The organism is Thauera sp. ZXT1-4 (assembly GCF_052598215.2).
Map to the genome: position 1 here is coordinate 38,773 of NZ_JBQWSN020000007.1, position 25,034 is coordinate 63,806.

Annotated in this window: 25 protein-coding genes and 1 tRNA gene; 16 read left to right on the forward strand and 10 right to left on the reverse strand. The window is 66.9% G+C overall.

All coding sequences use genetic code 11. The annotated features are described in order from the left end of the window. The first annotated feature begins 6 nt into the window (after positions 1-6). The 6 genes from ACUH78_RS07635 (at position 7) to ACUH78_RS07660 (ending at position 5,086) form a co-directional block, all read left to right on the forward strand. On the forward strand, positions 7-399 hold the full coding sequence (locus ACUH78_RS07635; protein WP_445333183.1) for a helix-turn-helix domain-containing protein: 393 nt from the start codon (positions 7-9) through the stop codon (positions 397-399). Next, a complete protein-coding gene (locus ACUH78_RS07640) occupies positions 399-1,286 on the forward strand; it encodes a toprim domain-containing protein (RefSeq protein WP_445333182.1) in 888 nt (295 codons plus the stop codon). Before ACUH78_RS07635 ends, ACUH78_RS07640 begins: the two co-directional genes overlap by 1 nt. Then, positions 1,276-3,240: a DUF927 domain-containing protein gene (locus ACUH78_RS07645; protein WP_445333181.1), complete on the forward strand. Its 1,965-nt coding sequence runs from the start codon at positions 1,276-1,278 to the stop codon at positions 3,238-3,240. The genes ACUH78_RS07640 and ACUH78_RS07645 overlap by 11 nt, the downstream gene beginning before the upstream one ends. Next, entirely contained in the window at positions 3,230-3,754 is a 525-nt protein-coding gene (locus ACUH78_RS07650; protein WP_445333180.1) for a hypothetical protein, read from the forward strand. The genes ACUH78_RS07645 and ACUH78_RS07650 overlap by 11 nt, the downstream gene beginning before the upstream one ends. A 167-nt stretch (positions 3,755-3,921) precedes the next feature. Next, positions 3,922-4,494, forward strand: a complete 573-nt coding sequence (locus ACUH78_RS07655; RefSeq protein ID WP_445333179.1) for a hypothetical protein — start codon at positions 3,922-3,924, stop codon at positions 4,492-4,494. Positions 4,495-4,660: 166 nt separating this feature from the next. Continuing rightward, positions 4,661-5,086 carry a hypothetical protein gene (locus ACUH78_RS07660; protein ID WP_445333178.1) on the forward strand — a complete coding sequence of 142 codons (426 nt, stop codon included), beginning with the start codon at positions 4,661-4,663 and terminating at the stop codon, positions 5,084-5,086. Positions 5,087-5,941: 855 nt separating this feature from the next. Here the strand turns inward: ACUH78_RS07660 and ACUH78_RS07665 are convergent. Next, positions 5,942-6,018, reverse strand: a tRNA-Met gene (locus ACUH78_RS07665). Positions 6,019-6,256: 238 nt separating this feature from the next. Between ACUH78_RS07665 and ACUH78_RS07670 the strand changes: the two genes are divergently transcribed. The 10 genes from ACUH78_RS07670 to ACUH78_RS07715 all read left to right on the forward strand — a co-directional run bounded on the left by ACUH78_RS07670 (position 6,257) and on the right by ACUH78_RS07715 (position 16,676). Then, the gene (locus ACUH78_RS07670) at positions 6,257-6,556 is read left to right on the forward strand and encodes a hypothetical protein (protein WP_418365205.1); all 300 of its coding nucleotides are present in this window, start codon (positions 6,257-6,259) and stop codon (positions 6,554-6,556) included. Between the two features lie 58 nt (positions 6,557-6,614). Continuing rightward, positions 6,615-7,967: a tRNA (N6-isopentenyl adenosine(37)-C2)-methylthiotransferase MiaB gene (gene miaB / locus ACUH78_RS07675; protein WP_445333177.1), complete on the forward strand. Its 1,353-nt coding sequence runs from the start codon at positions 6,615-6,617 to the stop codon at positions 7,965-7,967. Further along, positions 7,968-8,996, forward strand: coding sequence for a PhoH family protein (locus ACUH78_RS07680; RefSeq protein WP_445333176.1), 1,029 nt, complete (start codon positions 7,968-7,970; stop codon positions 8,994-8,996). Beyond that, positions 8,986-9,765, forward strand: a complete 780-nt coding sequence (ybeY, locus tag ACUH78_RS07685; protein WP_445333175.1) for an rRNA maturation RNase YbeY — start codon at positions 8,986-8,988, stop codon at positions 9,763-9,765. The genes ACUH78_RS07680 and ybeY overlap by 11 nt, the downstream gene beginning before the upstream one ends. A 22-nt stretch (positions 9,766-9,787) precedes the next feature. Next, positions 9,788-10,627 carry a CorC family transporter gene (locus ACUH78_RS07690; RefSeq protein ID WP_418365201.1) on the forward strand — a complete coding sequence of 280 codons (840 nt, stop codon included), beginning with the start codon at positions 9,788-9,790 and terminating at the stop codon, positions 10,625-10,627. Further along, complete coding sequence (gene lnt, locus ACUH78_RS07695) at positions 10,627-12,180, forward strand: apolipoprotein N-acyltransferase (RefSeq protein ID WP_445333174.1); 1,554 nt, start codon at positions 10,627-10,629, stop codon at positions 12,178-12,180. Before ACUH78_RS07690 ends, lnt begins: the two co-directional genes overlap by 1 nt. A gap of 76 nt (positions 12,181-12,256) precedes the next feature. After that, positions 12,257-13,183, forward strand: coding sequence for a glycine--tRNA ligase subunit alpha (glyQ, locus tag ACUH78_RS07700; RefSeq protein WP_418365199.1), 927 nt, complete (start codon positions 12,257-12,259; stop codon positions 13,181-13,183). After that, the gene (glyS, locus tag ACUH78_RS07705; protein ID WP_445333173.1) at positions 13,183-15,270 is read left to right on the forward strand and encodes a glycine--tRNA ligase subunit beta; all 2,088 of its coding nucleotides are present in this window, start codon (positions 13,183-13,185) and stop codon (positions 15,268-15,270) included. Before glyQ ends, glyS begins: the two co-directional genes overlap by 1 nt. Before the next feature lie 54 nt (positions 15,271-15,324). Beyond that, complete coding sequence (gmhB, locus tag ACUH78_RS07710; protein ID WP_418365197.1) at positions 15,325-15,858, forward strand: D-glycero-beta-D-manno-heptose 1,7-bisphosphate 7-phosphatase; 534 nt, start codon at positions 15,325-15,327, stop codon at positions 15,856-15,858. A gap of 17 nt (positions 15,859-15,875) precedes the next feature. Then, positions 15,876-16,676 (forward strand): lysophospholipid acyltransferase family protein, encoded by an 801-nt coding sequence (locus ACUH78_RS07715; RefSeq protein WP_445333172.1) that lies wholly within the window; start codon positions 15,876-15,878, stop codon positions 16,674-16,676. A 182-nt stretch (positions 16,677-16,858) separates the two neighbouring features. On the opposite strand, the gene ACUH78_RS07720 is transcribed toward ACUH78_RS07715, so the two are convergent. The 9 genes from ACUH78_RS07720 to ACUH78_RS07760 form a co-directional block, all read right to left on the reverse strand. Then, positions 16,859-17,428 carry a phasin family protein gene (locus tag ACUH78_RS07720; protein ID WP_418365195.1) on the reverse strand — a complete coding sequence of 190 codons (570 nt, stop codon included), beginning with the start codon at positions 17,426-17,428 and terminating at the stop codon, positions 16,859-16,861. Positions 17,429-17,788: 360 nt separating this feature from the next. Next, entirely contained in the window at positions 17,789-18,565 is a 777-nt protein-coding gene (locus ACUH78_RS07725; RefSeq protein WP_418365194.1) for an enoyl-CoA hydratase, read from the reverse strand. A gap of 34 nt (positions 18,566-18,599) precedes the next feature. Beyond that, positions 18,600-19,127: a lipopolysaccharide transport periplasmic protein LptA gene (gene lptA / locus ACUH78_RS07730; protein WP_418365193.1), complete on the reverse strand. Its 528-nt coding sequence runs from the start codon at positions 19,125-19,127 to the stop codon at positions 18,600-18,602. Further along, on the reverse strand, positions 19,124-19,705 hold the full coding sequence (gene lptC / locus ACUH78_RS07735) for an LPS export ABC transporter periplasmic protein LptC (protein WP_435750520.1): 582 nt from the start codon (positions 19,703-19,705) through the stop codon (positions 19,124-19,126). Before lptC ends, lptA begins: the two co-directional genes overlap by 4 nt. 3 nt (positions 19,706-19,708) lie before the next feature. Continuing rightward, the gene (locus ACUH78_RS07740; protein ID WP_418365191.1) at positions 19,709-20,698 is read right to left on the reverse strand and encodes a KpsF/GutQ family sugar-phosphate isomerase; all 990 of its coding nucleotides are present in this window, start codon (positions 20,696-20,698) and stop codon (positions 19,709-19,711) included. Positions 20,699-20,942: 244 nt separating this feature from the next. After that, positions 20,943-21,575 carry a prepilin-type N-terminal cleavage/methylation domain-containing protein gene (locus tag ACUH78_RS07745; RefSeq protein ID WP_418365190.1) on the reverse strand — a complete coding sequence of 211 codons (633 nt, stop codon included), beginning with the start codon at positions 21,573-21,575 and terminating at the stop codon, positions 20,943-20,945. A 40-nt stretch (positions 21,576-21,615) separates the two neighbouring features. After that, positions 21,616-22,305 (reverse strand): type II secretion system protein, encoded by a 690-nt coding sequence (locus tag ACUH78_RS07750; protein WP_445333171.1) that lies wholly within the window; start codon positions 22,303-22,305, stop codon positions 21,616-21,618. Between the two features lie 38 nt (positions 22,306-22,343). Continuing rightward, positions 22,344-23,573 (reverse strand): hypothetical protein, encoded by a 1,230-nt coding sequence (locus ACUH78_RS07755; protein ID WP_445333170.1) that lies wholly within the window; start codon positions 23,571-23,573, stop codon positions 22,344-22,346. Continuing rightward, positions 23,570-25,033, reverse strand: coding sequence for a hypothetical protein (locus ACUH78_RS07760; RefSeq protein WP_445333169.1), 1,464 nt, complete (start codon positions 25,031-25,033; stop codon positions 23,570-23,572). Before ACUH78_RS07760 ends, ACUH78_RS07755 begins: the two co-directional genes overlap by 4 nt. Between the last annotated feature and the right edge of the window lies 1 nt (position 25,034).

The window sequence follows — 25,034 nt, forward strand, 5'->3', positions numbered from 1 at the left end:
CAAGCCATGACCGAAAAAGGAACGGGCCGCGACCGTGGCGACGGCGCGACCCGTAAGGGCTTGCTTCAGCAGATTCACGCGGATTTTCCGGGCAACGGCTGCGATGCGCAACGGGCGCGACTTCAGGCGGCGATGCGTGAGGCCGGATGGATCACGACGACCGAGGCGCGGCTGTACCTCGAAATCATGAACCCGGCGCAGCGCATCTGCGAACTGCGCGACCAGGGCGAGCAAATCGACACCGCGTGGACGGCGGAACCGTCCGAAGCGGGCCGCGCTCCGCACCGGATGGCGCGTTATGTGCTGCGTCCGAAACAGGCGGGCGGCATTGATCCCGAGGTGGCCGGGCTGCTGGTTCTCGCGGCGGTGGCCGGGCTGCTGCTGATGGGGGTGGCTTGATGAGCTACGACACCATTGAACTGTTCCGCGCCGCCATGCGCGAGGCCGGGGTGGTTCCGCCTGACGTGATCGAGGCGGACGGGCAACTGCACCGCTTCCACGTTGAAGGCGACAAGGGCGGTTCCCGCAACGGCTGGTATGCGCTGCACCTCGACGGGCGGGCCGCTGGCGCTTTCGGTTCGTGGAAAACCGGCCTGCGCTCGACCTGGGCGGCGGACGGCAAGCGCATGAGTGACACCGAGCGTGAAGCCTTCGCCAAGCTGATCGAGGCGGCACGACTGAAGGCACAAGCCGAGCGGCGGGCGGAACACGAGGCGCGGGCTATCGAGGCGCGGGCCGAATGGGCTGCTGCGGTTCCGGCTGACCCGGCTCACCCGTACCTTCTGGAAAAGGCGGTGAAGCCGCACAACCTGCGCCAGCGTGGCGGGCTGCTGATCGTTCCTCTGTTCGATGCTTACGGGCTGCTGTGGAACGTGCAGCGCATCCAGGCGGACGGCGGCAAGCGGTTCAAGCCGGGCCGGGCGGGTGGCCTGTTCTCTCCGATTGGCGGCCTGAGCAACCCGGCAATCATCCTGATCTGCGAGGGGTGGGCGACCGGCGCAACGCTGCATGAGGAAACCGGGCATCCGGTGCTGTGCGCGATGAACGCGGGCAACTTGCTGGCTGTGGCGAGGGCGGCGCGATCCGCCTGGGCTGGTGCTGATCTGGTGATCTGCGCGGACAACGACCGCCAGACCGAGGGCAATCCAGGCGTGACCTACGCGACCGCTGCGGCAAAGGCGACCGGGGCGCGGCTGATCGTTCCTGAGTTCCCCGAGGGCGTGGCCGGTTCCGACTTCAACGATGCGGCGGCGATCCGTCGGAAGGGGGCGCGTCATGGCGAATGACCTGCTCGACACCATGACCGCCGACCTTTCCGGCGCTGAGGCTGATTCTCCATCGCTTCATCCGTTTTTCGACGTTCCAGACGTTCCAGGCGTTCCGCCCAATAGCGGCGCGGGTTCCAGCGGAACGGCAGGCGGAACGGCAGACGTTCCAGACGTTCCGGCGCTGGCCGAACTGATCGAGGCTGCGACCGCTGGCGGCGGCACCGAGGAAAAGGTGGTGCAGTCCGTGGCAGAGGATGACCGCCCCTGCTTCAAGGTGTATGACGACTGGACGCTGCTCGACACCGGGCGGAAGCTGAGGCCGGGCGTGTGGCTGCACGGCATGAGCAAGCCGAAGAAGGAGGAAATGCCGGTTCCCGTCGATTCCTGGGTGTGCGGGCCACTGCATATCGAGGCCCAGACCTTCGACGGCAGCGAAAACAATTTCGGGCGGCTGCTGCGCTTCAAGAACACGGCGGGCCGCTGGCGTTCGTGGGCGATGCCGATGGAGCTGCTGAAGGGCGACGGTTCCGATCTGCGCGGCGAGCTGCTGGCGATGGGGCTGGAACTTGATCCCTTCGCGCGCCAGACGCTCGCACGCTACCTGCAAGAGCGCACGCCGAAGAAGCGCATCCGGTGCGCGCTGCAAGTCGGATGGTGCGGCAACGTGTTCGTGCTGCCTGATGCGGTGATCGGGCCGAACGCGGCGGGCGTGATCTTCCAGAGCGGCGAACGCTCGCACGACGAGCATGGGCAGGCCGGAACGCTCGACGGGTGGCGAGCCGAGATTGCGGGGCGGGCGGTGGCGAACCCGCTGTTCGTGCTGGGGCTGTCGGCGGCGTTCGCGGGGCCGCTGCTCAAGCGCACCAATACCGAGGGCGGCGGGCTGCATTTCGTGGGCGATTCCTCGACCGGCAAGACGACGGTTCTGGAAGCCGCGTGTTCTGTGTGGGGCGGGCCTGGGTATCGGCGGAGCTGGCGGGCGACCGCGAACGGCATGGAAGGCGCGGCGGCGCTGTTCAATGACTGTCTGCTGGCGCTCGATGAAATCAGCGAATGCGATCCCCGCGAGGTGGGCGCAATCGTCTATAGCCTGGGCAACGGGCGCAGCAAGCAACGGGCAAGCCGTACCGGCGCGGCGCGATCCGTTACCCGCTGGCAGGCGTTTATCGTTTCGACGGGCGAGCGCACCATCGGCACGACGATGATGGAAGGCGGACACCGCACAAAGGCAGGGCAGGCGGTGCGGCTGCTCGACATCCCTGCTGCGCGGCGCTTCGGCTGCTTCGATGAACTGCACGGCATGGCGAGCGGCACCGCGCTGTCGGATGCGATCAAGCGGGCGGCGACTCAACATCATGGCCGGGCCGGGCGGGCGTTCCTCGAACGGCTGACCCACGACGAGCGCGATATGGCCGGGCGGCTCGAACGCTTCAAGGCGCTGCCTGACTTCAACCCGCCAGAGGCCGAAGGGCAGGACAAGCGAGCGGCATCCCGCTTTTCACTGCTGGCGCTGGCGGGCGAACTTGCGACCGAGTACGGCATCACCGGATGGCCGGAAGGTGCGGCGCTCGATGCTGCGGTGATCGGGTTCCAGGCGTGGCGGGCCATGCGGGGCGGTGGCAATGACGAGCGGCGGCAAATTCTCGACAAGCTGGCCGGGTTCCTCGAACGGCATGGTGATAGCCGGTTCTCCGACTGGACGGCAGACGGCGCGGCGATCCGTGACCGGGCGGGCTGGTGGAAGCCTGACGACGCGGGCGGGCGGCTGTACCTGTTCAACGCGGACGGGCTGCGCGAGGCGCTGAAGGGCTTTGACTTCAAGCGGGCGCTCGACGTGCTGGAAGCGGCGGGCGTGATCCCCAAAGCGAGCGCGACGGGCGAACGCTCGAAAACCGAGAACGTCGGCGGGCGCAAGGTGCGCGTCTATCACGTCCGTGCCGACGCGCTGCATGGGGTGGGCAATGGGGCTTGATGACCTGCTCGCCAAGCTGGAACGGGCCGCTGGAACGGCTGGAACGGCAGACGTTCCGGCAGACGTTCCAGCGAATCCCTTGCAAACACTGGCCGGAACGGCTGGAACGGCCGAAAAGGACAAAGGCGGGGGCGATTCCAGCGTGATGCCGCCGACTGACACCGCGCCGCCGATCCGGGCAACCCGCTGGCTGCTGCACTACGCCGACCGTGAGCCGGTGGAGGTACATTTCGCGCCTGCTGCCGACCATCCCGAGGCGCTGGTGGCCTATCCCGATGCCGTGGCGGCTGAACCGCTGCCTGAGCCGCTGGCGCAATCGGCGCATGAATCGGCGCGGCAATCGGCGGCGAGGGGCTGCTCGACATGCCGACACCGCAAAAGGCCGGGCCTGTCGGCGGGCTACTGCTCAGGGCGCGACGATCTGCCTGGGGCGTATGGCGAGCATCACCCGCTGCGCAAGCTGCCTGACGACCATGGCGACGGCTGCGCCAGCTACCTGCCGCACGAGGGCTGACACCATGCGAAAAATCGCACATCGTAAAAACAGGCTGCATCCCAATGCTGGCGAGGGATGCGGGCGTTTCGGGGCTGCTTTCATGTGGTCAAGCTGCCTGATGATTTCGGTAAATCTGCGGGGGTGCCATGGGCGGAAGCGGTAGCGGGCGGCGCGGTGGACGTGATGTGACTGCGCACTATCGGCGGCTCGACGTGCGCGAGCTGCATCGTGCTGGCGTGCTGGTGCCTGGGTGGCGTGGCGGCTGGAACTGGTATCGCAACGGGCAAAAGCGGGCGAGCGTAAATATCGAGGCGGGCGAGGCGTCTATCCAGTTGTGCTACCGTGCGACCGACCGGGGCGAATGGAAGGACTACGACTACACGGTGCGGCTCAGTCGCAGCAGTTGCCACTATGGTGGCGAACGTCCGTGGTTCCTGTGCCCGTGCTGTGGGCGGCGCGTGGCGATCCTGTACGGCGGCGCGATCTTCGCCTGTCAGCGCTGCTACCGACTGGCCTACGAGGTGCAGCGCGAGAGCGACACCGACCGCGCAATCAGGCGGGCCGATGCGATCCGGGCGAGGCTAGGGTGGGAACCCGGCATCCTGAACGGCGAGGGCGGCAAGCCGAAGGGGATGCACTGGCGCACCTTCTGGCGACTGCGAGCCGAACACTCCCGGCTGACAGGCGGCGTCATGCAGGCGTGGGCGCGACAGCTTGGAATCGTGGAGGCGCGGCTCGACGGGCTGAGGCGGCGCTGATCCCTGCGCCAAGCGTTAAGCGACCATGCTGTTTGCTTGGGAAGAGCTGAACGTAGAGGGTAGAGCCTATGACCTTTGTCTAATTCACAAGTAGAGCTGCTTAACGTAATGTTTCGTTACAGAACGTTATGTCTTGGCTTTTAGCTCACTCCAAAGGATCGCACCTATGAGGCATCTGGTAACCGCCGCTGCTACTGCAGCGTTCATGCTCGCCGTGACAGGCTGTGCCACTCATCCAGACAAGATCGCGACGGCATCAGTATCGCCCTTGCAGTACCAAAATTATGACTGTTCGCAAATTGGGGCCGAGTTGGAGCGAGTGTCAGGTAGGGCCAACGAGCTGTACGCTGGCCTGAAGAAAGACGCGGACAACGATACGGCACAAATGACCGTAGGCATGATCCTCTTCTGGCCGACGTTGTTCTTCTTGGAAGGCGGGGACGGTCCCGAAGCTGCCGAGTACGCCAAGCTAAAGGGTGAGAGGGATGCGCTAGAAAAAGTCGCCATCCAGCAAAGGTGCCAACTCCCAACGGTGATTACAGCTGCAAAGGAGACCGTCACGGACATCCCGCAAGCTGGCATTCAGCAGTAATACTCTGTCGGGCAGCCCCGATCGGCACATGAGGCACCCGCCCGCGTGGCGGGTTTTTCATGCTTGGTCATCGCTGACGCTTACGTTATGACCGGTGCGAAGTGACTTTCACTCAGCGACAGCAGCCAGATCCGCCCCGTGCGCGGTTCTGTCGTCTGTGGCTAGCAGTTCCACCGGCAGGGGGGGCTGAAACTCAACGTCAGCTAGACTGGGAACCGCACGGTCCAGTCTCTTGAGCTAAACGTGGTTTTTTTGACCGAATCGCCGGAGTTTTTCGCCGCGATGCCTGATGCCTGTCGTACCTGCGGAAAGCCGCTGAATCAATCGGGCAAGGGGCGCAAGCGACGTTACTGCGGAATCCCCTGCCGACGCGCTCAAGAGGCTGCCGTCGACAGGCTGCGGGCTGCACTGGCCGGGGTAGAAGCTGAGATCGAGCGGCACAACGCGCACCCGTCGGCGTGGGGCGCGCACCGACTGCCACACCTGCTGCCCAAGCGCGACCGCCTGGCGCGAGAGCTTGCCGAGCTTCAACGGTGACGGGGTCGGGCTGAAAGTCTGGAACCGCCAGAGGCTAGACCGCACAGGCCCCGCACGCGGAGAAAAAATCCCCGTTTTCAAATTGAATTCAAACTGGACCCGTCCGAGTGGCGGGTTTCTCGCTTTGTGGTGGCGAACACGCTCTGCCTGGAGCGGCGGCGCATGGGCGTGGAGTCCGACAGTTTGTCGGGCTTCTTGGGGCTGCTGAGTCGGGGCGGGCGACGGGCGCGGGCTAACGTTTTCGGCGCTGGTGTTAGCCCGGTGTTAGCCCGGCTGAAAATGAAAAGGGCCTGCATCGCTGCAGGCCCTTGAATTTGTTGGTGGTGATGGGCGGAATCGAACCGCCGACCTATGGGTTATGAATCCATCGCTCTAACCGTCTGAGCTACATCACCAACAGAGCGCGCGAATATAGCGGGTCGGGCCGGGATGCGTCAACAGTCGGCCGGCCGAAAGCCGAAAGGCGAGGGCTTGGGCGAGCGGCCGCGGGTGGCGCGCGGCCTACCTCCGAAGTCTTGATTTATAAGGCTTTTGCATTGACATCAGGCGGGCGATCGGGGATGATCGCCGCCTGTTCCTACCATTCCGGATCTGTCCGGTCTGCCCTTGCGCCCGCATTTTGTTTCCGTTCTCATGGTCAGCGTGCTTGGCATGGCGTCCTCGCTGGCGGTTGCGGCGCTGCCGCGGCCGATTCCCGATGATGCCGTGAAGGCGACGGCCGGGTTCTCGCAACCCGGCGTGGTTCGGGTTAAGGACTTGGCGCTGCGCCTGAGTCCCGGTGCGCAGATCCGTGACACCCACAACCGCATCGTGCTGCCATCCCACATTCGTGGAAGCCATACGGTGCGCATGCTGCTCGACAGCAATGGCGAGGTGCACCGGGTGTGGATCCTCACCCCGAAAGAAGCGGCCATGCCCGAGCCCAAGCGCTGATGGCTGCCGCGATACTCGCCCGAACGGCCGCAAGGCTCAGCCTGGTGTTTTCCTGAACATGAAGAAACTCTACATCCGCACCTTCGGGTGCCAGATGAACGAGTACGACTCCGAGAAGATGGCGGACGTGCTCGGTGCCCACGAAGAACTGGTCAAGACCGACGACCCGGAAGAGGCCGACGTGATCCTCTTCAACACCTGTTCGGTGCGCGAGAAGGCGCAGGAGCGGGTGTTTCACGATCTCGGGCGTGCGCGCCTGCTCAAGCAGGCCAAGCCCGGGCTGATCATCGGCGTGGGCGGCTGCGTGGCCAGCCAGGAGGGCGAGGCCATCGTCAAGCGCGCGCCCTATGTGGACGTCGTGTTCGGCCCGCAGACCTTGCACCGCCTGCCCGGCCTGATCGAGGCGCGCAAGCAGACCGGGCGCTCGCAAGTGGATATCTCCTTCCCCGAGATCGAGAAGTTCGACGCCATGCCGCCGGCGCGCGTCGAGGGCGCGAGCGCCTTCGTGTCGATCATGGAGGGCTGCTCAAAGTACTGCACCTTCTGCGTCGTGCCCTACACCCGCGGCGACGAGGTGTCGCGCCCGCTCGAGGACGTGCTCGCCGAGGTCGCCGGCCTGGCGGCGCAGGGCGTCAAGGAAGTGACGCTGCTGGGCCAGAACGTCAACGCCTGGCGCGGCGAACTGGTGCGCGAGGACGGAGAGCAGGGGGACTTCGCCTTCCTGCTGGAGTGCGTGGCCGAGATCCCCGGCATCGAACGCATCCGCTACACCACCTCGCACCCGCGCGAGATGACGCAGCGCCTGATCGACTGCTACGCGAAGATCCCCAAGCTCGTCTCGCAGTTGCACCTGCCGGTGCAGTCGGGTTCGGACCGCGTGCTGGCGGCGATGAAGCGCGGCTACTCGGTGCTCGAGTTCAAGTCGGTGGTGCGAAAGCTGCGCGCGGCGCGCGCGGATCTGTCGCTGACCTCGGACTTTATTGTCGGCTTTCCTGGCGAGACCGAGGACGACTTCGAGAAGACCATGAAGCTGATCGAGGACATCGGCTTCGACGGCTCCTTCAGCTTCGTATACAGCTCGCGTCCTGGCACGCCGGCGGCCGACCTTGAAGACCCTGTGCCGCACGACACCAAGCTCGCCTGGCTCGCCCGCCTGCAAAAGCGCATCGACGCGCAGTACCAGGCCAACAGCGAGGCCATGGTCGGCTCGGTGCAGCGCATTCTGGTCGAGGGCGCGGCGAAGAAGAACGCCGAGGTCGAGATGATGGGGCGCACCGACAACAACCGCGTGGTCAACTTCCCTTCCGACTCGCCCGTGCGCGACCGCCTGATCGGGCAGTTCGTGGATGTGCGCATCACTGCCGCGCTGCCCCACAGCCTGCGCGGCGAAATCCTCACCCGGGAATCCTGAATGGCGAAGACCCTTGAAGTCTTCTTCGAACCGGTCGACAACGCCCGGCTCGCAAACCTTTGCGGCGTGCTCGACGAGAATCTGCGCCAGATCGAGAACGCCTTCGACATCACCGTGAGCCGGCGTGGCGAGCACTTCACGCTCACCGGTCATCCGGCGCAGGTGCTGCGCGGCGAGATGGCGCTCAAGCACTTCTACGAGCGCGCCGAGAGTGACCTCTCGCTCGACGACGTGCAGCTTGGCCTGATCGAGATCGCCAACAAGGGCGAATCGCCGCAGTCCGCACCGGTGCTGATGACGCGGCGTACCGAGCTGCACGGTCGTACGCCCCGCCAGGTGGAGTACCTGCGCAATATCCAGGAATTCGACATCACCTTCGGCATCGGCCCGGCCGGTACCGGCAAGACCTACCTTGCGGTGGCGAGTGCGGTGGACGCCTTCGAGCGCGACCTGGTCGAGCGCATCATCCTCACCCGCCCGGCGGTCGAGGCGGGCGAGCGTCTTGGCTTCCTGCCCGGCGACCTCGCGCAGAAGGTCGACCCCTATCTCCGCCCGCTGTACGACGCGCTCTACGACCTGATGGGCTTCGACCGCGTCGGCAAGCTCTTCGAGCGCAGCCTGATCGAGATTGCGCCGCTCGCCTTCATGCGCGGGCGCACGCTCAACAACGCCTTCATCATCCTCGACGAGGCGCAGAACACGACGCCCGAGCAGATGAAGATGTTCCTCACCCGCATCGGCTTCGGTGCCAAGGCCGTGGTCACCGGCGACTTGACCCAGGTCGACCTGGCACGCGGCCAGCGCAGTGGTTTGAGGGAAGCGCGCGAGGTGCTCTCCGAGGTGCGCGGAATCGCCATCACCGAATTCCGCAAGGAAGACGTGGTCCGTCATCCGCTTGTCGCACGCATCGTGGAAGCTTACGACCGCGAAGCTGCGCGCATCGAGCGCGAGAAGGCCGCCGCGCGCGCGAGGGCGACGCAGGCAATAGAAGAGACAGAGGAAGAGGAAGACTCCCGAAATGGCGAATGACACAGTCGTGAGCACGCCCCGAATCACCGCGATCGCCGCTGATGGCAAGGCGAGCCGGGTGAAGGCCGAGCGCCTCGAGATCGACTTCGGAAACGGCCGCCGGCTGCTGCTGGCCTTCCCCGAGTCCGCCTGGGGCGATCTCGAGATCGAGGCCGATTGTGAGGACGATAGCGCGGTGCCGATGCTTTCGCTGCAGCCAGGTGCCTGCAATCTGCTCACCCTGCGCGTAGACGTCCATCACGACATGCGCTTTGTCGATCCGCTGGAGTTGCCCGAAGGCGGACACGAGCCGGTGCTCAAGCTCTCGGTGCAGAAGGCGCTGGAAGGCGAGGACAAGGCCAACGCGCCCAAGAAAAATCACATCCGCCGCTGGGTCCGGGCCGCGGCGCGCCGGGACGCGGAGGTCACCGTGCGTCTGGTGGGCGAGGCCGAAGGGCGTGAGCTCAATCGCGACTACCGGGGCAAGGACTACGCCACCAACGTCCTGACTTTCGTTTATGCAGAAAACGAGGCGCTGCCCGGCGCGCCCGATGCCGGGGGCGATGTGCTCGCCGGTGACCTGGTGCTGTGCGTGCCGGTCGTGGTGCGCGAGGCGGCCGCCCAGGGCAAGACCCTGGAGGCGCACTTTGCGCATCTGGTCGTGCATGGCATGCTGCACCTGCAGGGCTACGATCACGAAACCGAAGCGGAAGCCGCCGAGATGGAGTCGCTCGAGACCGCCATCCTGCGCGAGCTGGGCTACGCCGACCCATACGCCTTGAGCGCCTGAAGCGGAGACGTCGACACCCAAAATGGACAGTTCCCCTAAACCTTCCTTACTTGAGCGACTTTCGGCCTTTCTCTCGCGCGAACCGGAAGATCGCGAAGAACTCCTCGCGCAACTGCACTCGGCCTTCGATCGCAACCTGATCGACGCCGATGCGCTCTCCATCATCGAAGGCGCCCTGCAGATGTCCGACATGCAGGTGCGCGACGTGATGATCCCGCGCGCGCAGATGGACTGCGTGCACCTGGACGATCCGATCGATGCGATCGTCAATTTCGCCATCGACACCGCGCACTCGCGCTTCCCCGCGATCGGAGACGGCAAGGACGATGTCGCCGGCATCCTGCTCGCAAAGGATCTGCTGCGCTACTTCGCCGGGCGCGAGTTCGATCTGCGCGACATGCTCCGCCCCGCGGTGTTCGTGCCCGAATCCAAGCGCCTCAACGTGCTGCTGCGCGAGTTCCGCGTATCGCGCAACCACATGGCGATCGTGGTTGATGAATACGGCGGCGTGGCCGGGCTGGTCACCATCGAGGACGTGCTCGAGCAGATCGTCGGCGACATCGAGGACGAATACGACTTCGACGAGGCTGGCGACAGCATCCGTCTCGATCAGAACGGACGCTACCGCGTCAAGGCGACGACCGAGATCGAGGACTTCAACGAGGCTTTCGCGACCCACTTCAGCGACGAGGAGTACGACACCGTCGGTGGTCTCGTCATCCGCCATTTCGGGCGCCTGCCCAAGCGTGGCGAGGCACTGGAGGTGGAAGGGCTGAAGATTCAGGTTCTGCGCGCCGACAGTCGCCGGGTGCATACCCTGGTGGTGGAGCGTCTGCCCCAGCCCGAGCCCGTGGAAGAGTGATGCGGCGTCGCGCCTTGCTCGCGCTGCTTGCGGGCGGCGCGTCGGTGTTCGGCTACGCGCCCTTCGAGTGGTATCCGCTCGCGCTGATTTCGCTGGGGGTGCTCGCCTGGCTGCTCGTCGGTGTGACCCGCCTGCGTGACGGTTTTGCGCTCGGGTTCGTCTGGGGGTTTGGCGCTTTTGCCGGCGGGGTGTCCTGGCTGTACGTGGCCCTCGAGCGTTATGGTGGCATGCCTGCACCGCTGGCCGTGCTTGCCATCGCCCTGTTCTGTGGCTACCTCGCACTTTTCCCGGGACTTGCCGGCGCTGGCTTTGCGGGCCTGCATCGTCGACGCCCGCCGCGTTCCGCGCAAAGGGTCGGAGCCGCGCCCCCACGACGAGCGCCTTCTGCGGCGCCCGTGCGTTCAGCCGCCCTCTTTGCCGCGCTCTGGCTGCTCGCCGAGTGGCTGCGCGGCGTGGTGTTTACCGGTTTTCCCTGGCTGGGCGTCGGTTACTCGCAGACGCCACCCAGTCCGCTCGCCGGCTATCTGCCGCTGATCGGCGCCTACGGCGTCGGCGGGCTTGCCGCGTTCGTCGCTGCTCTGGTGGTCTTCCTGCCCATGGGGCGTGGTGCCCCCGTGCGGCGCTGGGCGCCGGTGGCGGTGGTGGGCGTCGTGCTCGCAGTCGGCATGGGGCTGGCTGGCCGGGGATGGACCGTGCCGAGCGGTGCGCCGGTCACCGTGGCGCTGGTGCAGACGAATTTCGAGCAGAGCCTGAAGTGGGATCCGGAGCGCTTTGCCGACGTGCTCCAGGCAAACCTGGACCTGGTGCGCGAAGCTTTTGCTGGGCCGCAGCCGCCTGCGCTCGTGGTGCTACCCGAGACCACCGTGCCGACACTGCTCGATCGCCTGCCTGAAGGCTACCTGGAATGGCTGGCACAATCGGCACGTGAAGGTGGCGGAGACCTCGTGATGGGCGTGTTCCGCCGCGATGAGGCCGGGCACATCTACAACGCGGCGATCAGCCTCGGCACCGCGCCTGTGCAGTACTACGCCAAGCAGCACCTGGTGCCCTTCGGCGAGTACTCGCCGCCGCTCTTCGGCTGGTTCTACCGGCTGGCGCAGATTCCGATGTCCGACCAGACGCGCGGCGCCCCCGACCAGCCGCCGATGCGCTTCGGCGCGCAACGCGTGGCGCTCAACATCTGCTACGAGGATCTCTTCGGTGCAGAGCTCGCACGCGCGCTGCCGGAGGCCACCTTGATGCTCAATATTTCCAATCTCGCCTGGTACGGAGACTCGCTCGCTCAGCCCCAGCACCTGCAGGTCGCCCGTGTGCGTGCGCTCGAGACCGGACGCCCGATGCTGCGCTCGACCAACACCGGCATGACCGCGCTGGTGCAGCCGGATGGCAGCGTCGCCGCGCTGCTACCCGCGTTCGAACGTGGCGTGCTGCGCGTTGAGGCGCAGGGCTACGCGGGGCTCACGCCGTATGCGCGCGGGGGCGACTGGCTCGCGATTGGTGTGGCCCTGCTGATCGTGACTGCCGCGGTGATGGGTCGCCCTGCGCACGTCTGACGCCCCCTTGCAGCCCGAAGCCCGTTAAAATCATCGCCTTTGCGTGCGCTGCGCAGCCCGGAGGCTGCCCGAGACCATGACCACCGAATCCAGACTCGTGAAACCGACCTTCCAGCAAGTCATCCTCACACTCCAGCACTTCTGGGGCGAGCGCGGCTGCGTACTGCTGCAGCCCTACGACCTCGAGGTGGGCGCCGGCACCAGCCACACCCACACCTTCCTGCGTGCGATCGGCCCCGAGCCCTGGAACGCCGCCTACGTGCAGCCCTCGCGCCGCCCCAAGGACGGCCGCTACGGCGAGAACCCCAACCGCCTGCAGCACTACTACCAGTTCCAGGTGGTGCTCAAGCCCTCGCCGCTGAACATCCAGGAACTCTACCTCGACAGCCTGCGTGCGCTCGGCATCGACCCGATGGTGCACGACATCCGCTTCGTCGAGGACGACTGGGAGAATCCCACCCTAGGCGCCTGGGGCCTGGGCTGGGAAGTGTGGCTGGACGGTATGGAGGTCACCCAGTTCACTTATTTCCAGCAGGTCGGCGGTCTCGACTGCAAGCCGGTGCTGGGCGAGATCACCTACGGCATCGAGCGCCTGGCGATGTACCTGCAGGGCGTGGAAAACGTCTATGACCTGGTGTGGTCGGTTGGCCCCGACGGGCGCGCGGTCACCTACGGCGATGTCTATCACCAGAACGAGGTCGAGCAATCGACCTACAACTTCGAGCACAGCAACGTCGACTTCCTGTTCTCGCTGTTCGCCAACTACGAGTCCGAGGCCAAGCGCGTGATGGAGGTCGGCCTGCCGCTGCCGGCCTACGAGATGGTGCTGAAGGCCGCGCACACCTTCAATCTGCTCGACGCCCGCGGCGCCATCTCGGTGACCGAGCGTGCCGCCTACATCGGCCGCATCCGCAACCTGTCGCGCGCCGTCGCCCAGGCTTATTTCGAATCCCGCGAAGCCCTCGGCTTCCCGATGCTGAACACCACCAAGGAGGCCGCGTGATGACCAGCGCGACCCTGCTCGTTGAACTGCTCACCGAAGAACTGCCGCCCAAGGCCCTGCCGCGCCTGGGCGAGACTTTCGCCACGAAGATCGCCGAGGGCCTCAAGGCCAGGGGGCTGGCGCCCACTGACGCGGCTTTTCGCACTTTCGCCAGCCCGCGCCGGCTGGCGGTGACGGTGGCGCAGGTGGCCTCCGAAGCCGCAGCCAAGGAAGTCACCGAGAAGCTGATGCCGGTGTCCGTGGCGCTCGACGCCGAGGGCAAGCCGACCTCGGCGCTGCTGAAGAAGATGGAAGCGAAGGGCATTGCCGCCGACGCCTTCGTCGGCTTCGAACGTCGTATGGACGGCAAGGCCGAGGCGCTGTTCCACACCGCCATGGTGCCGGGTGCGAAGCTCGCCGACGTCCTCGCGGGCATCGTGCAGGACGCGATCAAGGCACTGCCCATCCCCAAGGTCATGCGCTGGGGCGACGGCGATGCCACCTTCGTGCGTCCGGTGCACAAGCTCACCCTGCTGCACGGTGCTGACGTGGTGCCGGGCCGCGTGCTCGACCTGGACTCGGGCCGCACGACGCGCGGCCACCGCTTCATGAGCCGCGGCGACATCGACATTGCGACTGCGGACGCCTACGAGCCCACGCTGCTCGCCGAGGGCAAGGTCATCCCCAGCTTCGCCGAGCGCCGCGCCGACATCGAGCGCCAGCTGCTCGCCGAAGCAGCGAAGCAGGGCGCGCTGCTCAACGAATACGCCGACCTGCTCGATGAGGTCGCCGCGCTGGTCGAGCACCCGACGGTGTACGTGGGCGAGTTCGAGGCCGAGTTCCTCGCCGTGCCGCAGGAATGCCTGATCCTGACCATGCGCGCCAACCAGAAGTACTTCCCGCTTTTCGATGGTGCCGGCAAGCTGCTCAACCGCTTCCTGATCGTCTCCAACATGCGGGTGGCCGATCCGAGCAACATCGTCGCCGGCAACGCCCGCGTGGTCCGCCCGCGCCTGTCGGACGCGCGCTTCTTCTTCGAGCAGGACAAGAAGCAGACGCTCGAGGCGCGCCTGCCGCGCCTGGCGCCGGTGGTCTACCACAACAAGCTCGGCAGCCAGCTCGAGCGCGTCGAGCGCGTCGAGGCGCTGGCAGGCGCGATCGCCGCCCAACTGCATGGCGACGTCGCCGCGGCGAAGCGCGCCGCGCGTCTGGCCAAGGCCGACCTCGTCACCGACATGGTGGGCGAGTTCCCCGAGCTGCAGGGCATCATGGGCCGCTACTACGCGCTCGCCGACGGCGAAGGGCAGGTCGTCGCCGATGCCATCCAGGCCCACTACCAGCCGCGCTTCGCCGGCGACGCGCTGCCCGCGGGCAACGTCGCCGCCGCCGTGGCGCTGGCCGACAAGCTCGACGCTCTGGTCGGCTTCTTCGGCATCGGCATGGTGCCGACCGGTGACAAGGATCCGTTCGCGCTGCGCCGCGCCGCGCTCGGCGTGCTGCGCATCCTCATCGAGGCGCCGCTTCCGCTCGAGCTGCCGAAGCTCATCGACACCGCTGCAGGCGGTTTCAAGCCCGGCCTGCTGACCACCGAAGACTTCTCCGCACAGCTTCAGGACTTCATGTTCGAGCGCTTGAAGAACCTGCTCCGCGAGACGGGCCGCGACGGCGCCGTGATCGACGCCGTGCTGGCGCTGAAGCCCGCGCGCATCGATCTGGTGCCGGCCAAGCTCGCCGCGGTGGAAGCCTTCCGCGCGTTGCCCGAGGCCGAGGCCCTGGCCGCCGCCAACAAGCGCATCGTCAACATCCTGAAGAAGGCCGAGGGCACGCCGGGCGAGCCGGACTTCGCGCTGCTGCAGGAGGAAGCCGAGAAGGCGCTCTTCCGCCAGGTGGTCGAGGTCGCGCCGCTGGTGCGCTCGCACGTCGCCAACGAGGACTACACCGACGCGCTGTGTGCGCTCGCTGGGCTGCGCGCGGCGGTGGACCAGTTCTTCGAGGACGTCATGGTGATGGCCGAAGAGCCGTTGACGCGCCAGAACCGCTTCGCGCTGCTGGCGCAGCTTGCCGGCCTGATGAACCAGGTGGCGGACATCTCGCGCCTGTCGGCCTGATTACCCCGCGGCCGCATGGGGCGTGGGGGTCGCTGCGACGCAAGGAGCAAGACGATGAAGCTCATCATTCTAGATCGCGACGGGGTCATCAACCTCGATTCCGATCAGTTCATCAAGTCGCCGGATGAGTGGAAGCCGATCCCTGGCGCGCTGGAAGCGATCGCTCGCCTGAACCAGTGGGGCTGGCGGGTGGTGGTGGCGTCGAACCAGTCGGGCGTCGGGCGCGGGCTGTTCGGCATGGATACGCTCAACGCGATCAACGAGAAGATGGTCAAGAGTCTCGCGCAGGTCGGCGGTCGTCTCGATGCGATCTTCTTCTGCCCGCATCCGGCCGACTCCACCTGCGACTGCCGCAAGCCGAAGCCTGGCATGCTGGAGCAGATCGGCGCACGCTTCAACGTGGAATTGACTGGCGTGCCGGTCGTGGGGGACAGCCTGCGCGACCTGCAGGCTGCGGTAGCGGTGGGCGCAAAGCCCTATCTGGTGCTCACCGGCAAGGGCGAGAAGACGCGCGAGAACCCGGAACTGCCGCCCGGCACCGAGGTGTTCCCCGACCTGGCCACTCTTGCGGCCGAACTGACATCCTGAACCCTTCGAGTACTGAAGTGCATCTGATCCGCTCCATCCTCTTCGCCATCGCGCTCGCCGTCGTCACGGTGCCTTATGTGGTCTTCCCGACCTTGTTCTTCTGGCTGCCGCCGATGACGCGCCACCGGCTGATCACCAGCTGGGTGCCGATCATGATGTGGGTGATCCGCCACGTGCTCGGCATTCGCTACCGCGTGCTCGGTCGTGAGAACATCCCTGCGGGGCCGGCCGTGGTGCTGTCCAAGCATCAGTCGGCGTGGGAGACGATCGCCTTGCAGGTGATCTTTCCGCCGCTGTGCTACGTGCTCAAGCGCGAACTGCTGCGCGTCCCCTTCTTCGGCTGGGCGCTCGCCATGATCCCGGGCATCGCGATCGACCGCTCCGCGGGCAAGGATGCGCTCGCGCAGGTGGTCGAGCAGGGGCGCGAGCGCCTCAAGGAAGGTCTGTGGGTGGTGGTTTTTCCGGAGGGGACCCGGGTTGCGCCCGGGACGACCCGGCGCTACAAGCCGGGCGGTGCGATCCTGGCCAAGCGTGCGGGGGTTCCGGTGGTGCCGGTGGCGCACAATGCGGGTGAGTTCTGGCAGCGCAATGCCTTCATCAAGCGCCCGGGGGAGATCATCGTCAGCATCGGTCCTGCGATCGACACCAAAGGCACAAAGGCGGGTGACGTCAGCGAGCGGGCCGAGGCCTGGATCGAGGCCGAGATGCATCGGCTGTTTCCGCACCACTATGGGAACGCCGAGGTGGCAGCCAGTCCGGCAGGTACGCCCGAAGAAGATGCGGGCGGCGCCGAGCGAAAGAGCGCGCAGGACGTCTGAGGCAGCAGCTGCAGAGCGGTAATCGGACCAGGTTGCGGCGGCCGGAGTGCTGGAGGGGGCGGTGTTTCCGCCGCCTTTCGATGTCCGCCGGATTCAGTTCTCACGCGGCCACGTTCCAGCGTACGTGGACGCAGAAAGGCCCCGCAATGCGGGGCCTTTCTGTTCAGCGGTACCGAAGAGGCTTAGGCAGCCTTCTTGGGGGCGGCCGTCTTGGCGGTGGTGCTCACGGCCTTGACGGTGGCGTTGGTCGCGGCAGCCACGTTGGCTTCAGCGATCTCGGCGACCTGCTTGGCGGCCTTGCTCATGCTGTCGTAGGCGCTGTTGGCGGCGGCGATGGCCGACTTGACGGCGGCGACGGCAACGTCCGAACCGGCGGGTGCCGACTTGGCAGCCTTGTCGAGTGCGGTGGCGACGCCCTTGTTCACTTCGGCCATCTGGCCTTCGAAGACCTTGGAGACTTCTTCCTGGGTCTGCGAGGTGATTTCGTACACGCTACGGGTGTAGGCGACGGCCTTCTCGACGACCGGCTGGGCCAGCGAGATCTGGAGGTTGGTCAGCTCCTGCACGTCCTTGGCAGCCAGCAGGGCCTTGGTGTTGGCCACGCCGTCTTCCAGCAGCGAACGGGCGGTGTTCAGGTTCAGGGCAGCCAGGCGCTCGACGGTGGCGAAGGCGGTGTTGGCCAGGGTCAGCATGGTTTCGATGCTGGTCTTGTTGGCGGCGACGAACTGCTCGGGGGTGACGTAGTTGCTCATGTGAATCTCCTTGAGTATGGGTGTTTGCATCCGCATCGCTTGCTCATGCCGCGATGGTGCGTTGCAGCATGGGTCGGATTATACGGACCCCGGGGAGTGTGTCAAGCGCGTTTTTGTGCATCGCACAATGGCAGATTGATTATGAAACCCAATCGCCTGCGCGTTTCCGGAGCTAGTTTTAGACCTTGCTGCTGCGCTGCATCGACAAGCTTGTCCCGATTCTGGAGATCTGGTGCTTCGACATTGTGACCGCACCGCAACATCCGCGCGGGGCGGTCCGTGCGCCCTACGGCCAGACGCCCCGCGGACGCTGCCCGGGCGGGCGTCGCGGGGCGCTGGTGTTGCGGCAGGGGGCGGAAATCAGTCGTGGCGGAAGTCCGGCTTGCGCTTCTCTACAAAGGCGGCCATGCCTTCCTTCTGGTCGTTGAGCGCGAAGGCGGAGTGGAACACGCGGCGCTCGAACAGCAGGCCTTCGTTGAGGCTGCTCTCGAAGGCGCGATTCACGGATTCCTTGATCATCATGATCACCGGCAACGAGTAGCCTGCGATGGTTTCGGCTGCGCCGAGCGCTTCGTCGAGCAGTTTGTCGGCCGGGACCACGCGGGAAACCAGCCCGGCACGCTCGGCCTCGGAGGCGTCCATGAAGCGCGCGGTCAGGCACATGTCCATGGCCTTTGCCTTGCCCACTGCGCGGGGCAGGCGCTGGGTGCCGCCAGCGCCGGGCAGGATGCCGAGCTTGATCTCGGGCTGACCGAACTTCGCGCTGTCGGCCGCGATGATGATGTCGCACATCATCGCCAGTTCGCAGCCGCCGCCGAGCGCGAAGCCTGCGACCGCGGCGATGACCGGCTTGCGGCAGGTCTTTACGCGTTCCCAGTTGCGGGTGATGTAGTCGCCCTTGTAGGCGTCCATGTACGAGAAACTCGCCATCGCGCCGATGTCGGCGCCGGCTGCGAAGGCCTTCTCCGACCCGGTGATGACGATCGCGCCGATGTTCTCGTCCGCTTCGAAGTCATCCAGCGCGGCGCCGATCTCGTCGACAACCTGGTCGTTGAGGGCGTTCAGCGCCTTCGGGCGGTTGAGGGTGATGAGGCCAACGCGGCCGCGCTTCTCGGCAATGATCATCTCGAAGCTCATGGGGTCTCCTTACGTTCAACAGGGGTGGCAGCGCTCACTGCGCGCCGTCGGATTTCGGCTGGATCACGGCACGCACGCGGGCTGGTGCGGTGCCGGGCTTGCTGCCGGGGGCATTGGTGGCGAGATAGTTCTCGGTGATGGCGTCGTATTCGATGTAGTGGCCGGTGACCTGGTCGCCGCCGCTGGTGACCTTGGCGCGGTTGAACAGCTTCGCCTTCTCGCTGCGGCTGTCGTATTCGATGCGCTCGGCCTCGCCTTCCACGTAGTCGCTCGTGCCCTCCCGGCGCTGGCGGAAGGTGGCGAGCCCCTTGCTGGCGGTCGCCACGCCATTCTGGAAGCCGGCCGCATCCTGGGTGACGACTAGCCGGTCGCCCCGGATCTCGAGCGAACCCTGGGTAAGGATGACGTTTCCTTCGAAGACATGGACCTTGTTGCGGTCATCTACCGTCAGGTTGTCCGCCTCGATGTTGACCGGCTGCTCGCGGTCGGCCTTTTCGGCGAAGACGGGGGGCGCAAGACCTGCGAACAGTGCGCAGGCAGCAGTGATGATCCAGTGCTTCATGATGGCGATCCTTGGCGGCGGCGCGGCAAATGAGTCCTGACCTCGCCGATGAGTTCGAGCGTGCCGAACAGGTCGTCGGCGTGCATGCCTTGTGCGGTGGTTCGCCCGTCGCCGCGCGTGAGCAGCACGGGTGAGTGCGTCAGGGCGCGGTGCGCGTCGGGCCACACGGTGAGGGTTTCGGATTCTAGCGTGAGCGGCGGAGCGTCGTTGGTGGCTGGACGACGTACGCGCACCTCGCCCGTGAGGTCGACCTGATCCCCGCCGGGCGAAACGTTTGCGCTGTTGGCGGTGACGAAGGTTTCGCTGTCCTCGCCCAGCATATGCAGGCGTGGCAGGTGGAGGCGGGTGGTGTCGTCGGCAGGGAAGTGTTCGAGCCGATCGGCGACGAGTTCGTAGCGCTGGCGGCCGTCGTCGCCGAAGCTGGTCACGCGGGTGAATTCGGCGGCGAAGTCCGGACCGGTCTGCTCGGCCCAGACGACCGGTTCGTCCGTGCGGGTGGCGCGCTCGAGCCAGATCGAGCCGCCCGCGAGCGCCGCGAGTGCAATGACGGGATAAAGGCGCCAGGCGTCGACGAGCATGATTCAGATGACCTTGGCCTGCATCAGGTCGTGCGTCGTAAGCGCGCCTGCGAGCCCTCCGTGCGGGTCGAGCACCAGCAGCTGGCTGATGCGGTGGCGTTCCATGAGTTCGGCGGCCTCGACTGCAAGCGCGGCAGGGCCGATGCTGCGTGGATTGCGTGTCATCACGTCCGCAAGGTTTGCGCTGCGCACGTCGATGCCCTTCTCCAGTGCGCGGCGCAGATCGCCGTCGGTGAAGATGCCTTCGGGACGCCCCTGGGGGCCGACGATTGCAGTCATCCCCATGCCGCCTGCGGTCATTGCCAGCAGGGCCTGAGCGAGTGGCACATCGGCACCGACCTGTGGCACCGCGCTGGCCGGGCGCATCACGTCTGAGACGTGGGTGAGCAGACGTCGCCCGAGTGCTCCGCCCGGGTGCGAACGTGCAAAATCCTCAGCTGCGAAGCCACGTGCATCGAGCAGCGCCACGGCCAGCGCGTCGCCAAGCGCCAGCGCAGCGGTGGTGCTCGCGGTAGGAGCGAGGTTGAGCGGGCAGGCCTCTTCCGCCACGGCGGCCTCGAGGTGCGCGTCGGCCTCGCGCGCGAGCGGCGAATCGGCCTTTCCGGTCATCGCGATCAGGCGCGCGCCCTGGCGCTTGACCAGCGGCACGATGGTGAGCACTTCCTCGCTAGACCCCGAGTTCGACAGCGCAATGACGACATCCTGTGCGGTGATCATGCCGAGATCGCCGTGCGCCGCTTCGGCCGCGTGCACGAAGTAGGCCGGCGTGCCGGTGCTGGCGAGCGTGGCCGCGATTTTGCGTGCGATGTGGCCTGATTTGCCGATGCCGGTGACGATCACGCGCCCGTGGCGCTTGAGGATGATGTCCACCGCGCGTTCGAATTCGACGCCGATGCGTTCGGCGAGGGCGGCCACGGCCTCGGCCTCGATGCGCAGCACGCGGCGTGCCATTGCGACCGCGCGACTTTCGCTGGAAGCGGGAATTGGGTCCATGGAGTGGATGCGATCAGGTTCGCTGCAAGGCGTGGTCAAATGCGTTGCCGGACGCGGAGTCCCGGCGGCAGGCACGGTGAGGGTCGGCAAGATTGTATACCAAACCCCCGTTGCTGCCCCCAGACGCTAACAGAGACGGCAACGGTGAGAGACGGCAGCCCGGTATGGCAGACACCGGGCCTTGTCTGCCGGGCTGCTCGGCGCCCCTGTCTTGCTCCCGCTCCCCAGGGATGGAGAGCTGGGCTCAGAGGCTTGCGCACACGGTGTACAGGCTTGCATCGACGAGGGGGTTCGCGCTGGAGACCGGGATGATCCCGCTCGTACCCTGCGTCCCGGTGCGAAGCGATCCCGTGCTGGGCTCGCCGTCGTCGAGTGCAATGTCGAGTGCGCGTGCCATGGAGCCGGGAATTGCGCCGGAGCACACTGCTAGGGTGCCGGGCAGTCCGAGTATGCCGCCGCGCTGCACGCCCAGGCGCCCGCCGAGTGCGTTGCGCGGCAGATACCCCGGGGATGAGAGATCGGTGCTGCCGGTGGTGATTCCGGCCAGGCGCAGGTGCTGCCAGAAGCGCACGGATTCCAGATCGGTGCTTGCGTCCCAGTCCCCATCCACGGAGCCGTTGCCATTGCCGGCGCGGGTGCACGCCGGTGTGCTGCCGCACAGGTGGAGCACGGCGCCGGGGTCGTCTCCCGGCAGGGCGCGGTATGTGTCCTGGTAGGCATGGGCCAGCGCGGGGACGGTGCGCAGATCCTGGGCGAGATTCTTCACCCGCGCGCTGTCGATCAAGGCCTGTCCTTTCAGTACGCCACCCAGCAGCAGGCCGATGACGAGGAGCACGATGGAAAGTTCGACCAGGGTGAAGCCATGTTGGGTGCGCATGATGGGTGTCTCCTCTGCGAGTGGGTCATGGGGCGGCGGCTCAAAGACGACCGGCTTGGGCGAGGCGTGCGATCAGCAGCGGGCGACCGATCCACACCAGCTGGTCGTCGAAGTCGGGGGCCGGTTCACCGGCCTGATAGGACGGGGCGCCAGGCGAGAAGCTCGCATTGCGCCCGTCGGCGCGCCGGTTCGGCCCGGTCGAGTGCACCAGGGCGATCGCCTGCGAATCGAGTGTGGTGATGCGGCTGCCGTCGTGGGCATGGATCTGCAGGTTTGCCGCAGGAACCGTGTCGGCGCGGATGGGGCCGCTCGCGAATGCTGGGTCGACGCGATAGTGCCAGTACCCTGCCCAGCTATCGCCTACATGCGTGCGGGGGCGGCCCCAGGCGTCCGTCGCCGACAGTGCCAGCGAGCGCCACGGCAGCCGCCCGGCGATGCCGTGACGGCAGGGGGGTGGATCCTCGATGCCGTATTGCGGGCTCGCCGGGTCGGCTTCGGTACTGGGGCAGGGCAGACGGCCATGAATGATCGCGAAGCCGGTCAGCGCATGATCGATCTCGCGCAACTGCGTCAGCGTGGCCGTGCGCTCGCGTGCTTCGATACGGACTCTCAGGGGCATGAGCAGGCTACCGCCGAGCAGGGTGAGGATCACCAGTACCATGGCCACTTCGACCAGGGTGAAGCCGCGCGCGCGGGCGCTGGTGACGCTGGGCGTACGAAGCTCTTGCATTGGGCCGGGGGATGCCTGCAGGCCAGGCATGCGGAGATTCATGGCAGGCACAGGATGACGTCGTCTGTGCCGGGGTGATTGTCGCGGCGGTGGGGGACGGTCGCCACGCCCTCGAACGCGGGAATGCCCTGCGCGAAGCCGGGTGCGTTGACGCCCTCGAAGTACTGCGCAGGATCGGCCCGTTGCGTTGCGGTGCTGCGCCGCTGGGCGGCGGGTCCGCTGGGCACGCGTTCGCCCGCGAATCCGAGGACAGCGCTGCAGGGTTCGGTACCGTGAGTGCGCGTGACGGTGATGCAGGTGTCGCCCGCCGGGCAGGCGGCGAAGTGCATCTGGTCGCGCCATTGATCGATCTCGCCGCGCTCGGGAGCGGGAAGTCCCAGTGCGGCGGCGGGGGGCAGCGGTGCGGCGTGGAGCATGCCGATGCGTGTTGCGTGCGCATCGAGCCAGGTGTCCCGGTCAGCGCGAGCGAGCCGTGCGGTCAGCGCGCTGGCAGCGCGGGTGAGGAGGCTGTCGAGGTAGGCCGTGTGATCGCTGCGCCGCCGCCAGGCTGCGAAGATCTCGTCGACACCGATCCACGCCAGGAGGTCGTTCGAGTCTCCCGCCGCGTCTGCGGGTTCTCCCCCCTGCATGACCGTGAATGGCGTTGCGCCGCCAAGTGGGTACGGGTGGTCCAGGTACTGGGGCAGATCGGAGGCGTCGGTGCCGCTGCACGTGCCTGGGCGGCGTCCGGCGCGAGCCTGTCCTCGGCGCGCCGGACCGGGGGCGAAGAGCACGGCGACTGCACGCCCGTCGGCGGTCTGCAGGCGCAGGGGCTCCCGGTTTGCGCCCTGTGGTTCGAACTGCCCGGGGCTGTCCCAATTCAGACTGAGCGGCTTGGGGTTGTGCTTGATGCTGCCCGCGACCGCGTACCACAGGCATTCGCCCCATCCGTCGCGGAGTTCGGGCAGGCCGAGTGTGCGCCAGGGCAGGCGTCCGAGGGTGAAGTGGCCTCGCGCGCCACAGGCGCCGAGATCGGTGGAGCCGTCGTTGTCCCTGTCCGGACAGGGCAGGAATCCATACCCTGTGTCGGGGTGGCGCTCGGCATAGCTGATCGCGTAGCCGATCAGGGCGCTGCGCGCTTCGGCGAGCGCGGCGATGGATCGGGCATGCGCCTGAGCCTCGGCGCGTGCGCGCAGGGCACCGCTCGCGAGCAGGCTGCCGGTGCCCAGCACCAGCCCGAGAAGCAGGAGGGCGAGGAGGACCTGGCCTCCCTGACGTCGCGGTTTCATTGGGCTCCACCCTCGTGGAGGGGGGGCTCCCCGGGACGATCTTCGGGCGGTGGCGGCGGGAGTGGCCACGTGTCGCCCACGCGCAGCCGGATCCGTGGTTGCTCGAGCGGTGACAGCATGGTCGGACTGAGGGTGCGCAGCCCGGCGCTGTCGGCTTCGAGCAGGCGGTCATCCGCCCAGATCCGGGTGCGCCCGCCGTGATGATGGATGATGCCCTCGATCGTTCTTGGGACCCGCTGCGGAGGGGCGGTCGTTGGTGGCGACTCGATCGCTTCCTTGGGCTGCGGTGGCGCTTCGGGATGTGCGGCAGGCTCGGAAATGGCGGCTTCGTCACCGTGGGCGGGGAGGTCGGGCGGCAGGGTGGCCAGGGAGGCAGGTTCAATCACGGGAGTCGGTGCGGCGGTTCCGTGCGCGAACCAGGCTCCGCCCGCGATGCTTGCGGCCGCAAAAAGCCCGCCGACGGCCAGCCGGGTGCGTGAGAGCCTGAGCGGGGCCGTCGCTCCGCCGGTGCTGCGGGCTGGCCAGCCCTCCGCGGCTCGCACCCGGATGAGCGCGGTGAGAAGCAGCGTGTCGAAGTCTTCCAGTGCTGCGCGGCCGCTGTCGGCGTGCGGCGGCGAGGGTTGAGGGGGCGCCACCGCGACTTGACGACCGGGTGGCGCGGGGGCGAGGACCCAGCGCGGTCCCGTGGTACCCGAGTGCCCTTCGGGCGCGGCCTGCCGTGCGAGTGTGGCCGGCGCGGCGAGAAGATGCACGCGCAGGGGCGTGTCGGCCGCCAGCAGCGGTTGCGCCTGGAGGTAGGCACAGGTGCGCTCGATCTCTTCCTCCCATGACGGACTCCCGGGCGTGAACTGCACGGTGCAGTGGGGGATCAGCCGAGAGAAGAGCAGCTTCTGGCCACGTATCAGACTCAGACGCAGCCCGCTACGGGTGAAGCCTGCAACCAGGGCCGCACTGGCGTCGGGGGCCGTGCCGGTATCGGGCTTGTTGCTGCGATGGGGATGGAGTGAGGGTAGCGTTGGAACGAGACTGGCAGCCGGGATCAGGTGGCTGACCCGGACCTGGCTGCGCTGCAGCACTGCAAGCCACGCCTGGAGCGGTGCGGGGCGCTCGAGACCGGCGAAAACGAAGCGTTCCGCACCGCTGCGCAGGTTTGGCGCGGGGCCGGCGGCCCAGGCATGGACGAAAGGCGTGTGCGGAAACCATGCGGCGCAGCGGCGCGCGATCAGGGCGCGGCGGTCACGACCACGGGTGCGCGGCAGATCCTCGTATTCATAGTCTTCGTCCGGCAGGTTGACCAGCACGCGGCAGGAAGGCCGCTGCTGCAGCCCTGCGAGCCAGTTCGAGAAGGCCTCGTGCCCGTGGGCGTCGAAGCCGGCGCGCGCTTGCAGCAGGCCGTCGGTGTGCTGCCACACTTCCAGTCCGTGCGGGTCGATCAGGAGCAGGAGCGGTTTGCGGAGCATG